At 58.6% G+C, this 12,512-nt stretch carries 10 protein-coding genes; 1 reads left to right on the top strand and 9 read right to left on the bottom strand.

The annotated features are described in order from the left end of the window. Window positions 1–8 precede the first annotated feature (8 nt). The 4 genes from pta to ISF27_RS02465 all read right to left on the bottom strand — a co-directional run bounded on the left by pta (window position 9) and on the right by ISF27_RS02465 (window position 4,910). Window positions 9–1,010, bottom strand: coding sequence for a phosphate acetyltransferase (pta, locus tag ISF27_RS02480; protein WP_194608794.1), 1,002 nt, complete (start codon window positions 1,008–1,010; stop codon window positions 9–11). 228 nt (window positions 1,011–1,238) lie between these two features. Continuing rightward, the gene (locus tag ISF27_RS02475; RefSeq protein ID WP_194608792.1) at window positions 1,239–3,230 is read right to left on the bottom strand and encodes a TRAP transporter permease; all 1,992 of its coding nucleotides are present in this window, start codon (window positions 3,228–3,230) and stop codon (window positions 1,239–1,241) included. 123 nt (window positions 3,231–3,353) lie between these two features. Next, window positions 3,354–3,857, bottom strand: coding sequence for a DUF1850 domain-containing protein (locus tag ISF27_RS02470; RefSeq protein ID WP_194608790.1), 504 nt, complete (start codon window positions 3,855–3,857; stop codon window positions 3,354–3,356). A 3-nt stretch (window positions 3,858–3,860) separates the two neighbouring features. Beyond that, a complete protein-coding gene (locus ISF27_RS02465) occupies window positions 3,861–4,910 on the bottom strand; it encodes a TAXI family TRAP transporter solute-binding subunit (protein ID WP_194608786.1) in 1,050 nt (349 codons plus the stop codon). A 392-nt stretch (window positions 4,911–5,302) separates the two neighbouring features. Between ISF27_RS02465 and ISF27_RS02460 the strand changes: the two genes are divergently transcribed. Then, on the top strand, window positions 5,303–6,613 hold the full coding sequence (locus ISF27_RS02460; RefSeq protein ID WP_194608783.1) for a nucleotidyltransferase family protein: 1,311 nt from the start codon (window positions 5,303–5,305) through the stop codon (window positions 6,611–6,613). On the opposite strand, the gene ISF27_RS02455 is transcribed toward ISF27_RS02460, so the two are convergent. From ISF27_RS02455 to polA, 5 genes are read right to left on the bottom strand one after another with little or no spacing between them, the layout of a single operon-like run. Then, the gene (locus ISF27_RS02455; RefSeq protein WP_194608779.1) at window positions 6,603–7,967 is read right to left on the bottom strand and encodes a PFL family protein; all 1,365 of its coding nucleotides are present in this window, start codon (window positions 7,965–7,967) and stop codon (window positions 6,603–6,605) included. The genes ISF27_RS02460 and ISF27_RS02455 overlap by 11 nt on opposite strands. Before the next feature lie 24 nt (window positions 7,968–7,991). Further along, window positions 7,992–8,264 (bottom strand): ACT domain-containing protein, encoded by a 273-nt coding sequence (locus ISF27_RS02450; RefSeq protein ID WP_194608777.1) that lies wholly within the window; start codon window positions 8,262–8,264, stop codon window positions 7,992–7,994. Window positions 8,265–8,282: 18 nt separating this feature from the next. Beyond that, a complete protein-coding gene (locus tag ISF27_RS02445) occupies window positions 8,283–9,080 on the bottom strand; it encodes an MBL fold metallo-hydrolase (RefSeq protein WP_194608776.1) in 798 nt (265 codons plus the stop codon). Next, a complete protein-coding gene (coaE, locus tag ISF27_RS02440) occupies window positions 9,077–9,652 on the bottom strand; it encodes a dephospho-CoA kinase (RefSeq protein ID WP_194608775.1) in 576 nt (191 codons plus the stop codon). Before coaE ends, ISF27_RS02445 begins: the two co-directional genes overlap by 4 nt. A gap of 7 nt (window positions 9,653–9,659) precedes the next feature. Next, window positions 9,660–12,461: a DNA polymerase I gene (gene polA / locus ISF27_RS02435; protein WP_194609643.1), complete on the bottom strand. Its 2,802-nt coding sequence runs from the start codon at window positions 12,459–12,461 to the stop codon at window positions 9,660–9,662. Window positions 12,462–12,512: the final 51 nt, after the last annotated feature.

Raw genomic sequence — 12,512 nt, 5'->3', positions numbered from 1 at the left:
TTTTGCAATTACTTATTCGCTTCCTGCGCCTGAACAGCGGTCATGGCAACGACGCCGACAATATCATCCGCATAGCAGCCGCGGGAGAGGTCGTTGACCGGCATGGAGAGACCCTGGAGAACCGGGCCGTACGCATTGGCCTTGGCCAGCCTCTGCACCAGCTTGTAGCCGATATTTCCTGCCTCGAGGCTCGGGAAAACGAGGGTGTTGGCCTGGCCGGCAACCGGGCTGCCCGGAGCCTTGAGCTTCGCGACGGTGGAATCCAGGGCTGCGTCAACCTGCATTTCCCCGTCAACCTTGATGTCCGGCCTCTGCTCCTTCACCAGCTTGACCGCCTCAGCGACCTTGGTCACATCGTCATGCTTCGCGCTGCCCATCGTGGAGTAAGAAAGCATCGCAACCTTCGGCTCAGCACCGATGAACTGGCGGAAGGAATCCGCGGACAGCTCGGCGATCTCAGCCAGCTTCGGGGAATCGAAATCGGTGTTTACCGCGCAGTCCGCGAAGACGAATCTGCCCTGCTCGCCGTACTCGCAGTTCGGCACCTCAACAACGAAGAAGCCGGAAACGCTGTGGATGCCCGGCTTGGTCTTCAGCAGCTGCAGCGCCGGACGGATGGTGTTGCCCGTGGAATGGCAGGCACCGGAGACAACGCCGTCGGCATCGCCGCACTTGCACATCAGGCAGGCATAATACATATAATCCTTCTCCATCTGCTCCTTCGCAGCTTCCGGAGTCATGCCCTTCTTCGCTCTCAGCTCCACGAACTTGTCGATATATTTCTGCTTATTCGGGTCATTGAACGGATCAACGATCGTCGCGCCTGAGATATCATAGTTCTTGCCGTTCTTCTCCACATCCTCCGGCTTGCCGATGATAATCAGGTTCGCAATCCCCTGCTTGAGGATCTTCTCTGCCGCCGCGAATGTCCTCTCATCCATGGACTCCGGCAGAACGATCGTCTTCTTATCCTGCTTGGCCTTTGCCATCATTTCATCAATAAATGCCATTGTTCAATACCCCTTTCGTGAATGGTACGAGTAAGATATAAATTCCAATAATTTTATACCACACTGAAAAATTGTATACAACCCCGAAAGCTTTAATTAAATTTTTAACGACCAGATAGCGGAAAATCCGCCGGCAGTGCCATTTATCCAAAACAGCTGCCGGCGGATCAGATCCGCAAAACACTATGCTCTTAAGTTCTGTCAGAAACCGGAGGAAGCCCCGGAGGGTTACGCTGCCGCGCTGTCTTTCTTCGCCATCGCGTGTTCAAAGATGAACATCGCCACAACGAGGGCGATGCCGACGAGATCGGTCACCGTTCCCGGATACAGCATCATCAGGCCTGCCGCCGCGAGGATGATCCGGGTAACCGGCAGAAGATTGCGGAACATATAGCCCTCGATTGCCGAGGCGATGGCAAACATGCCGATAAAGCTGGTCACAATAACCTGGATGACCTGAATTGCCGTCGTATCGATGAACAGCATCGCCGGATTCAGGCAGAAAATGTACGGAATCAGGAATGCGGCAATCGCGAGGCGGGTAGCCTGGAAGGCCGTCTTCATCGGATCGGATTTCGCGATCGCCGACCCCGCGTAAGCCGCGAGGGCTACCGGCGGGGTGATATCCGCGACGATACCGAAATAGAAAACGAACATGTTGGCGCACATCGCGTTGAGTCCCATGCCGGTGGTCAGGATCGGCGCGCAGGTGGTTGCCATGATGATGTAGTTCGCGGTGGTCGGAACACCCATGCCCAGGATCACGCAGCAGACCATAGTCAGGAGCAGGGCGATCATGAGCTTCCCGTGGGAAACGCCGACGATTGCGGAGATGAACACCTGCCCGAGGCCGGTCATCGTCACGACACCGGCGATGATGCCGGCGATACCGCAGGCGACAGCGATACTCAGCGTGTTCTTTGTTCCGGTGGCCAGGGTATTCAGGAACTTCTCCGGCGTCATCCGGTGTTCCTTGTCAAACAGGGAAACCACGATGCACAGGATCGTCGCAAAAATAGCCGACCGGCTCATCGTGTATCCCTTGATGATCATGTAGACCAGGACAGCCAGCGGGATCAGCAGGTAAAACTTGGGAAGCAGCCTCTTTGCCTTCGGGAGTTCTTCCCTCGGGATGCCCTTCAGGCCAAGGCGCTTCGCGCGGAGGTGCACCTCCAGGAAAATGCCGGTGAAATAAAGGATCGCCGGGAGGATTGCCCGCACAACGATGTCGGCGTACGGAACGCCGATCATCTCGGCCATCAGGAAGGCTGCCGCACCCATGATCGGCGGCATGATCTGGCCGCCTGTAGAGGAAGCCGCCTCAACAGCGCCGGCAAATTCCGGCGGATAGCCGGTCTTCTTCATCATCGGGATGGTGACGGAACCGGTGGTTACCGTGTTGCCGACAGAGGATCCGGAAACCATGCCGCAGAGTGCGGAGGAAATGACGGAAACCTTCGCCGGGCCGCCCGTCGCCCAACCGGCAATGCAGTTCGCGCAGGCGATGAAGAAATCGGCGATTCCGGTCGCCTCAAGGAACGCGCCGAAGATAATGAAGAGGACAATATAGGTCGAGCAGACGCCGACCGGAGTCCCGATGACGCCGGTGGTCGTGTAGAACAGGTTATAGACCACCTTGCGCACAACCTTGGCGAGATCCTGGTTTTTCACCGCGATGAAGAAATAGAACGAATAAATAATGAAGCAGGAGGCAACCACAAGGATCGGGATACCGGTGACGCGGCGGCAGCACTCGGCGAGAATCAGGATGCCGATAATGCCGAGCGCGATCTCCAGGCTGGTGATCCTGGTGCCATGGTCGATGATCTTGCTGCTGTTGAATACAAAATAGAAAAAGCTTCCGCTTCCCGCGAGAGCGAGAATCACGTCATAGACCGGAATGCGGTTCGCTTTCTGGTTCTTCATGCCCTTCCGGATCGGGAACAGGATGAAGACGAACAGGATCACAAAGCCGAGGAATGTGCAGCGGCGCACGCGCTCATCCCAGGTGGCAAACAGGTTCATGTAGATCACAAACACAGCGAATGCCGCCAGAAGGATCTGGATCACCTTTCCCGGTACCCCGGTCCATGGCCGGGTGTTGGACTCCCGGTCATATTTTTTCATAATCTCATTGACATCTTCCATCGTCCCGACCGCCGTGTCCGGCGTTTCCGCGGATGATATCGGAACCTTCTTCTCTTTCTCTTCCAAAGCCATTTCCCTCCTGTCAATTTTTGGCCCTGTTCAGCGCAAGCGGGGTAAGCAAAATTTCTCGAGATGCGGGATCCTGAACAGTTACCCTCTTTTCTGATCTTCCGGAATTCTCCCCTTTTTCCGGGCTTAATCTCCGGTAAGCTTCCTGCTGGTAAATAAAACCTTGGCATTCCGCCCGCAGAGGCCACGGAGACTGATCTCCCTCCTGCCCCCGATCGTGAGCGTGTGATCGGATACCGTTCCCACGATGTAAATCAGCCTGTCCATCCTCCGGTTAAATCCGGACACAATCATGCTTCCGTCCGACGCATCATAGGACAGGGACTCCCCCTCATCGAGCTCTGTCTGGACGCCTGCCCCGAAGTTCGCGTATTTTGTCTTCGTCACATAGATGCCGTCGCGCCGGATCTCATAATAGTCGGTCAGCGGATATTTGTTGACCGAATGGATGAAGGTGACGCTGAAGCTGCTTCCCACCCTCACCGGGAAGCGCCCGTACTCGGCGCCGGTGTCCGGATTCGTGAGAATGAGCCACCGGAAATTCCCGAGCACAATCATGATGAAAATGGCGGCAGCCGCCGCTGTGACCAGCAGTCCGGCCGCCGCCCTCTTTTTGTTCCGTGAAGCCATGGATTACTCTACAGTGACGCCCTGCTCCTTGAAATACTTCTTGGCACCCGGATGGAACGGAACGCTGATCCCCTTGGTCGCATCGTCCAGGCTGAGGCTCTTGAACTTGTCATGTCCTGCCGCAAGGTCATCCTTGTTGTCGAACATCGCCTTGGTAAATTCATAGATCGCGTCCTCGCTGACATCGGTGGAAGCGATGATGGTCGCGCGGACGGAAACCGTGGTCGCGTCGCCGGAAAGCCCCTTGTAGGTGTCTGCCGGGATGACGGTCTCGGTGTAGAAATCATACTTATCCTGAAGCTTCTTGATGTGCTCGTCATCAAGCTGGACAAGGTTGACATCCTTCGTGGTCGCGAGGTCGACAACCGCGGTTGTCGGCGCGCCGGCAACGACGAATGCCGCGTCGATCTTGCCGTCCTTCAGGGAATCCGCGGAATCGCCGAAGGAGAGGTTCTGCTTCTGGATATCATCAAAGGTCAGGTCATAAGCCCCGAGGATCTGCTTCGCGTTAAACTCCACGCCGGATCCCGCGTCGCCGACGGAAACCTTCTTGCCCTTAAGATCTGCCACCGACTTGATCGAGGGATCGCAGGTAACAATCTGGACAGTCTCATCATACAGGCCGGCAACCGCGTTGAAGGTATCGATCTTGCCCTCAGACTCGAAGAGGTCAGTCCCGGTGTACGCATAGTACATAACATCGTTCTGCACGATGCCCAGCTGGGCGTCGCCGTCATCGATCATCTGGATATTCGCCTTGGAGGCGCCGGTCGATGCCACAGTGATGTTGGACTTGGTCAGAATCGGATTCAGCACGGTGGAAAGTACGCCGCCAACCGCGTAGTAGGTGCCTGTCGTGCCGCCGGACGCGAACGTCAGGCTCTCCTTGTCACCGGAAGCCGCCGGTGCTGCTGCCGCCGACTCTGCTGCCGCTTTTGTGGTCTCGCCGCCTGCCGCCGCTGCTGTCGTGCTGCTGCTGGACGAAGAACCGCCGCACGCTGCCAGAGATGCTGCCATAATTCCGGCCAGGCTGAGTGCAATAAATTTTTTCATAACTTTACCCTCCTTTTACGTTTCCTTCTGCCGCATTGAATAGTAAATTATTCGATTTGGCATATTCATAATATATGGTGATTATAACATAAAAACCTTTCCCTGTATAACTTCTTTTAACTATTGTGATATTTTTGTGAATTATTTGAAATAATCACGATTTTAGGCAGATAATTTTCCATGGATTTGTGCATATTGCAGTTAGGTTCAGGATATATCCGGAATATGGGGCTGCCCAGCACGTGCAGGGCTCCGAGCACCTGCCGCGCCTGGCCGCCTGCCAGGCAGTTCCCGGAGTTTCAGGCAGACCCCTGAACCGCCGCACGGTGGAATGCCGGGCATTTTCCTGATAAAATAAACCTGCCGGCAGGATGACCGGCAGGGAGGAAATTATGCGGATCGTCGGGATTATCGCGGAGTATAACCCGTTTCACGCGGGTCATGCCTATCAGATCAGAAAAGCAAAAGAGCTTGCCGGGGCTGATGCCTGCGTCATCATCATGAGCGGCCCCTTCGTACAGCGCGGGGAGCCGGCGGTCTTCTCCCGGGAGGCCCGGGCAAAAGCCGCCCTTCTCGGCGGCGCGGATCTCATCGTCTCGCTCCCCGCGGCCTTTGCCTCCGCTGCCGCGCCGGATTTCGCGAGGGCCGGCGTCGCCCTGGCTGACGCGCTCGGCCTCGACGCCCTCTGCTTCGGGAGCGAGAGCGGGGATCTCAGCGCTCTCTCCATGACCGCAGACATTCTCGCAAGGGAACCGGAAGCCTATGGCACAGCCCTCCGGGAAAATATGCGCCTCGGGATGACCTTCCCCGCCGCAAGGGAGAAGGCGCTCGCGGGGATTTACCCGGAGCTTGCCGGCGAGCTTCACGAGCTCCTCTCCTCCCCCAACAACCTTCTGGGGATCGAGTATCTGGCCGCGGCCAAAAGGATCGGGAGCCATGTAAGCTTCTGCACGGTCCGGCGGGAGGACGGCGGCTATCACGGCCCCGCCTCCGCAGAGGAAATCCGACGCATCCTCCGGAAAAATGGCGGAAATCCCTCTGCCATTCCCGGGGCGGTTCTATCCCGCGAAAACATGGCTCCCGAGGAAATCCGCATGGCGGGAAGCGCCGCCTGTCCGGGCAGCCTCGTCCCGGAGGCCACCCTACCCGCCTACGAAGGGGAAGTCCCGCTCTTTCCGGAGGATTTCTCCCCGCTTCTCCAGTACGCGGTCATCCGGGAGAGTCATCCGGAAGCCATCGACGGCTTGGGGCACGGCCTGGGGCTCCGCCTCAAAAACCTCCCGGTTGACCCCCGCACCTTCGGGGAGACCGTGGATGCCCTAAAGACGCGGAACATCACAAGGACCGCGGTCTCCCGCGGCCTGGCCCGCCTGCTGCTCGGCATCCGGAAAACTGAGGCAGACCGGTTCCGGAAGGGGCTTGTCCGCCCCGGCGGCCGGATGAGCTGCCTCTATGCCGAGATCCTCGGCTTCCGCCGGGAGAGAAGCGGCGTCATCCGCGAGCTGAAATCCCGTTCAGGCCTCCCGTTCCTCACAAAAAAGGCGGAGGCCGCGGACATTCTCAATCCGCTGGCCTTCGCCCTGTTCCAGAAAGAAATGGATGCGTGCCGCATCTACGGCATCTGCGCCGCCGAAAAGGGCGGGCAGTGCCGGAATCTGTGGCGAACCGGTCCCATAATCGTCTCCCGGGAGATCAGTTCTTGAATGAGTGGACCGGTGCGGGAATCCGCCCGGTGCGGTTCACGAAATTGTCGCTGGCAAATGTGTTCACCGGCATGATCGGCGCATGGCCGAGCAGGCCGCCGAATTCCACGGTATCGCCCACGCTCTTGCCGATGACCGGGATCACGCGTACCGCGGTGGTCTTCTGGTTGACCATGCCGATCGCCGCCTCGTCCGCGATGATGCCTGCGATCGTCGTAGCCTTCGTGTCCCCGGGGATCGCGATCATGTCCAGGCCGACCGAGCAGACGCAGGTCATGGCTTCCAGCTTCTCGATGGAGAGCGAGCCGCGCTCCACGGCATTGATCATGCCCTGATCCTCGCTGACCGGGATGAAGGCGCCAGAGAGGCCACCGACATACGAGCACGCCATGATCCCGCCCTTCTTCACCTGGTCATTCAGGAGGGCAAGGGCTGCCGTGGTTCCCGGAGCGCCGGTGCTCTCCACACCGATCTCCTCAAGGATATCCGCGACACTGTCGCCGATCGCCGGCGTCGGGGCAAGCGAAAGGTCGATGATCCCGAAGGGAACGCCAAGGCGCTTAGACGCCTCCTGGGCCACCAACTGGCCGACGCGGGTGATCTTGAACGCAGTCTTCTTGATGGTCTCACAGAGAACCTCAAAATCCGCGCCGCGGACATTTGCCAGGGCGGCCTTCATCACGCCCGGGCCGGAGACACCGACATTGATGATCGCGTCCGCCTCGGTGACGCCGTGAAACGCGCCGGCCATGAACGGGTTGTCATCCGGCGCGTTACAGAACACGACAAGCTTCGCGCAGCCGAGCGAATCCTTCTCCTTCGTCGCCTCCGCGGTCTCCCGGACCACCTGCCCCATGAGGCGCACCGCATCCATGTTAATGCCGGTCTTCGTGCTGCCGACATTGACCGAGCTGCAGACGAGCTCAGTCTCGGCGAGCGCCTTCGGGATGGAACGGAGAAGGTTCTCCTCCGCAGGGGTCATGCCCTTGTTGACCAGGGCGGAATATCCGCCGATAAAGTTGATGCCGATCGTGTGGGCCGCCCGGTCCAGCGTCTTCGCGATCTCCACGAAGTCGTCCGGCGTCTTGCACGCCGCCGCGCCGATGAGGCCGATCGGCGTCACCGAAACTCTCTTGTTAACGATCGGGATGCCGAACTCGCGGCCGATCTCCTCGCCGGTCTCGACGAGCTTCTCCGCATAGCGGACAATTTTCTCGTAAATCTTCTGATTCATTTTCCCGAGATCGGTATCGATACAGTCCAGAAGGCTGATCCCCATCGTGATGGTACGGACATCCAGACACTCGGCGGAGATCATCTGATTGGTTTCCAGAACCTCTTGCATATTGACCATGGCGAACTCCTTTCCCCGCGGAAATCAAAGACGATGCATGCTCTCGAAGATTTCCTCGCGCTGGCACTGGATGCGCAGCCCCATGGAATTGCCGAGATCCGCCATCTCCTGCTGCATCGCGTCGAAGGAGCCGGTCATGCCGGAGACATCGACGATCATCATCATATTGAAATATCCCTGCAGGATCGTCTGCGTGATATCGAGAATATTGATGTTTTTGTCCGCAAGATAGTTGCAGACCTTTGCCACGATGCCGACCTGATCCTTGCCGACGATGGTCACGATAATTTTGCTCATGTCATTCCTCCTGGATGTTCACACTGTGATAAGTTCCGAGATCCGGTCCCTGCGGGCGACAGAGATGGAAAAATTATCTGCCCGGTATGGGGTATCGCTCTCATCAATCTCCAGACGCACCGTCTCATAGGCGAGCTCCGGATAATTGTTCTGGGCGCTCAGGTGGCCCAGAAAAATATGCCGGATCCGGTCATTCAAAATCCGGCTGATCAGGCGCCCGCTGTTCTCATTGGAGAGATGGCCGCGGTCGCCGAGGATCCGCTTCTTCAAAGGATAGGGATAAGGCCCCGCCTCCAGCATCCGGACATCGTGGTTTGCCTCAATAAGCGCCGCATCCAGATCCAGCAGATGGGAAATGATGTATTCATCATAATGCCCCATGTCCGTAGCAACCGCCACCTGGCGGTTCCCGCATTTCACCCGGTAGGCCACCGGGTCGGCAGCATCGTGGTCAATGGAAAATGGCTGGACCAGAAGGTCTCCGATGCCGAAATCCCGATCCGGGGCAATCTCCCGGAAGATGCCCTCCGGAAATGCGCCCAGCTGGCGGATCCGCCCGATTTCCCGGATCGTCCCCGCCGTCCCGTAGATGGGAAGACCGTACTTTCGCGCGAGCACCCCGAGGCCGCGGATATGGTCGTTGTGCTCATGGGTTACCAGGACGCCCGCGAGATCCCTGCCGGTGAGGCCGGCCTCGTTGAGCCCCTGCTCGATCCGCTTCCCGCTGATCCCGGCGTCCACCAGGATATGGGTGCTCTCGCTCCCGATATAGATACAGTTGCCGCTGCTTCCGCTGGCAAGTGACATCATCCTCATGTTTCCAAAATCTCCTCAAGCTGCCGGCGGACATCATCCAGCGTGGTGGAATTGTCGATGACATGGTCGGCAACCCTGCGGAAATCCGCGTCCGACCGCTGGTTGGACATGATCTCGTGGCATTTCTCATCGCTGTATCCCCGCGACTCCATCAGGCGGTGAAGCCTTGTGGAAATGTCCGCGTACACATACCAGACCTCGTCAAACCACGGCCTGTGGGGCGCGTCATAGATGGCCGCCTCAACCACTGTGAGTTCACGGTCCGAGTGATCCATCATAAACCGGATGCGGTCCCAGACAAGCGGGTGGATGATCGCGTTCATCATGCCAATCGCGTCACGGTTGGAAAATACTTCCTCCGCCATTTTCTGCCGGTCGATACTGCCGTCCGGCCTAAGAAAGGTCGTCCCCATGGCGGCAACCACCTGCCGGTGGCCGATCTTGCCCGGCTGCATCAGCTCCCTGGCCACCTCGTCCGCCTGGATGATCCCGGCACCGTAGTCCTTCTTCAGGATATCCAACACGGTACTCTTGCCGGCGCCCACGCCGCCAATCAGATAAACTGACTTCATACGCCCCTCACTTTGTCTCAAACCAGGAAAGTCCGGTCTTCATGCCGATCTCCAGCTCAACCCTGAGCTTTGCAGCCCCCTTCATCTCCTCGGTGAGAATCCTCGCGACTTCCTCTTTTTCCTCCGCCTGCGTCTCCACCAGAAGCTCATCGTGGATCTGCAGGACAAGCCGGGATTTCAGCCCCTCCTGTCGCAGCCTCCGGTCCACGCGGATCATGGCGATCTTGATGATATCCGCCGCCGTCCCCTGGATCGGGGAGTTCATGGCGACGCGCTCACCGAACTGGCGGATGGCAAAATTCCGGTTCTTGAGCTCCGGGATCGGCCGCCTCCTGCCGAACATTGTCTCGGAATAGCCGAGTGCCTTCGCCTTCTCCACAAGCCCGTCGAGGAAATGCTTGACGCCGGGGTACGTCTCGAAGTACCGGTCAATATATTCCATCGCTTCCTTCCGGGAAATGCTCAGGTTGTCGGAAAGGCCGAAGGCGCTGATGCCATATACAATGCCGAAATTGACAGCCTTCGCGTTCCGGCGCATTTCCGGGGTTACCATATCGAGTGGCACATGGAAGACCTGGGACGCCGTGATCGCGTGGATGTCTTCCGCGTCCCGGTAGGCGGCGATCAGGTGCTCGTCCCCGGACATGTGGGCGAGCACGCGGAGCTCGATCTGTGAATAATCCGCGTCGGTGAAGAGACAGCCCTCCGCCGGCACAAAGACCTTCCGGATCTCTCTCCCGAGCTCCATGCGGACCGGGATGTTCTGGAGGTTCGGCTCCGTGCTGCTGATCCGGCCGGTCGCCGTGATCGTCTGGTTGAACGTGCCGTGGATTCGGCCATCCTCCCGGATGTAGCTGTCCAGGCCGTCCGCATACGTCGATTTCAGCTTCGTGACCTGGCGGTAATCGAGGATCTTCCGTACAAACGGGTATTCCGGCGCGAGCTTCTCGAGGACGCCAGCCGCCGTCGAGTAGCCCGTCTTCGTCTTCTTGCCGCCGGGCAGGTGCATTTCCCCAAAGAGAATCTCGCCGAGCTGCTTCGGGGAATTGATATTAAACTCCCTGCCGGTCTCGGCGTAAATCTCCTCCTCGAGCTCACGGATGCTGACCGCGAGCTTCGCGCCGTAGTCCCGGAGTTCCTCCCGGCGCACCCGGATGCCGGCCTGCTCCATATGGTAGAGGGCGCTGACAACCGGCATTTCCATATCGACAAAGAGAGCCGTCATCCCGGATTTTTCGAGTTCCCGGAGAAGCACCGGACCCGCAGCCCAGGCGGTGTACGCCATATATCCCAGGCAGCTGCCCGCCTTCTCCGGCATGTCCCGGATTGCTTCTGCCCAGGTTCTCTTTCCTATAAGCTCCTCCCTGGTGGGAAATGTGCTCCCGAGAAATTCTCTCGCGATATCGTCATAGCCGTAGCTGTCCCGCAGCGGGTTCAGCAGATAGGCGGCAACGCCCTCGTCGGCCACAACGCGCTGTCCCGGGATGCCAGGGCAGGGCGCGGCGGCTTTTCCCCCGGCCTCCAGGGGATTTGCGGCATCTTCCTCAGCTTCCAGGGGCGTTGCGGCCTCTCCCTTGGCCTCCTCAAGCTTCCGGTCAATCCCCGGGAGATCCGGCAGCATGGACTTGAGATCCAGGACAAATACGCGGAACAGAGTATCCTTCCCGCCATCACCGCCCTCTGCGCCGAGCGCTTGAAGAAGCAGGCTCTCCGCTGCCGTTTTCAGAACTTCCGGGCGAATACCCTTCCCCGGTTCCTCTGCCGCCGACCCGAAAGCATAGACGACATCCTCCCCGCTCCAGGAGATGGCGATGCCGGCGCCTCCGGGAAGAAGCACAAGGCCGGCGTGATCCGCCCCGGCCGCCTTCCCGGCTGCCTGTTCCAGCTCCTGCTCGGTCGAAATTCTCCGGAATTTCTTCTCCAGCGGAAGTTCTGCTGTCCCCTGCTCCCCGAAGCGGGCAAGCAGGGAGCGGAATCCGAGCTCCTTCATCTTCTCAAAGGCCTCCGGCGTGTAGAGATTGCCCACCTCGGCGCTCTCCAGCGTAAAGGGCAGGTCAACGTCGGTGCAGATCGTCACCAGCTTCTTACTGAATACGGCATCCTCATAGTGGTCGCGCAGCGCCTTCTGCGCGCGCGGCGGCTTCACCTCGTCGATATGCTCATGAGCATTCTCGATCGAATGGAAATTCACGATGATCGATGTCGCCGTCTTCTCCCCGATCGAGGGCACCCCCGGGACATTATCCGAAGTATCTCCCATGAGCGCCTTGACGTCGATAAACTCCGCCGGCGTTACCTGGTATTCTCGCCGGACATCCTCCGGAAAATAATTGTGCACCTCGGTCTGCCCCTTCACGGTCTTCGGCAGGCAGATCCGGATATGTTCATCCGCCAGCTGGAGGAGGTCACGGTCTCCCGAGAGGATGGTGACCTCCATCCCTTCCGCCTGGCTTTTCTTCGCGACTGTACCCAGGATGTCGTCCGCCTCAAATCCCGGCTTAGTCAGGATCGGTACCCCCATCGCCGTGAGCACATCCTTCATGACTGGAACCTGCTCATGTAACTCCTCCGGCATCGGCTTCCGGGTTCCCTTATATTCCGGGTACATCCGGTGGCGGAACGTGGGCTCACTCAGATCGAAGGCCACCGCCAGATGATCCGCCGCCTCGCTGTCCAAAACCTTGAACATAATATTCAGAAAGCCGTACACCGCATTGGTGTGAAGCCCCTGCGGATTGGTCAGCTCCGGCACGCCATAGAACGCCCGGTTCAAAATGCTGTGTCCGTCGATGAGCAGAAGTTTTCCCATTTTTCCTCCCTGCCAGATGTTCATGCCGCTCTCCTCCGGGGCGTATCCATA

Source organism: Clostridium vitabionis (assembly GCF_015351765.1).
Taxonomy (GTDB): domain Bacteria; phylum Bacillota; class Clostridia; order Lachnospirales; family Lachnospiraceae; genus Clostridium_R; species Clostridium_R vitabionis.
The sequence above is the reverse complement of the archived record's forward strand: the minus strand, read 5'-3'. Positions and strand labels throughout refer to the sequence as shown.

Coding starts and splice junctions, on each gene's coding strand:
- ISF27_RS02455 (WP_194608779.1), bottom strand. CDS start 7,967: ATGGTCAATATGCAAGAGGTTCTGGAAACCAATCAGATGATCTCCGCC.
- ISF27_RS02470 (WP_194608790.1), bottom strand. CDS start 3,857: ATGGCTTCACGGAACAAAAAGAGGGCGGCGGCCGGACTGCTGGTCACA.
- coaE (WP_194608775.1), bottom strand. CDS start 9,652: ATGAAGTCAGTTTATCTGATTGGCGGCGTGGGCGCCGGCAAGAGTACC.
- polA (WP_194609643.1), bottom strand. CDS start 12,461: ATGGGAAAACTTCTGCTCATCGACGGACACAGCATTTTGAACCGGGCG.
- pta (WP_194608794.1), bottom strand. CDS start 1,010: ATGGCATTTATTGATGAAATGATGGCAAAGGCCAAGCAGGATAAGAAG.
- ISF27_RS02445 (WP_194608776.1), bottom strand. CDS start 9,080: ATGAGGATGATGTCACTTGCCAGCGGAAGCAGCGGCAACTGTATCTAT.
- ISF27_RS02465 (WP_194608786.1), bottom strand. CDS start 4,910: ATGAAAAAATTTATTGCACTCAGCCTGGCCGGAATTATGGCAGCATCT.
- ISF27_RS02450 (WP_194608777.1), bottom strand. CDS start 8,264: ATGAGCAAAATTATCGTGACCATCGTCGGCAAGGATCAGGTCGGCATC.
- ISF27_RS02460 (WP_194608783.1), top strand. CDS start 5,303: ATGCGGATCGTCGGGATTATCGCGGAGTATAACCCGTTTCACGCGGGT.
- ISF27_RS02475 (WP_194608792.1), bottom strand. CDS start 3,230: ATGGCTTTGGAAGAGAAAGAGAAGAAGGTTCCGATATCATCCGCGGAA.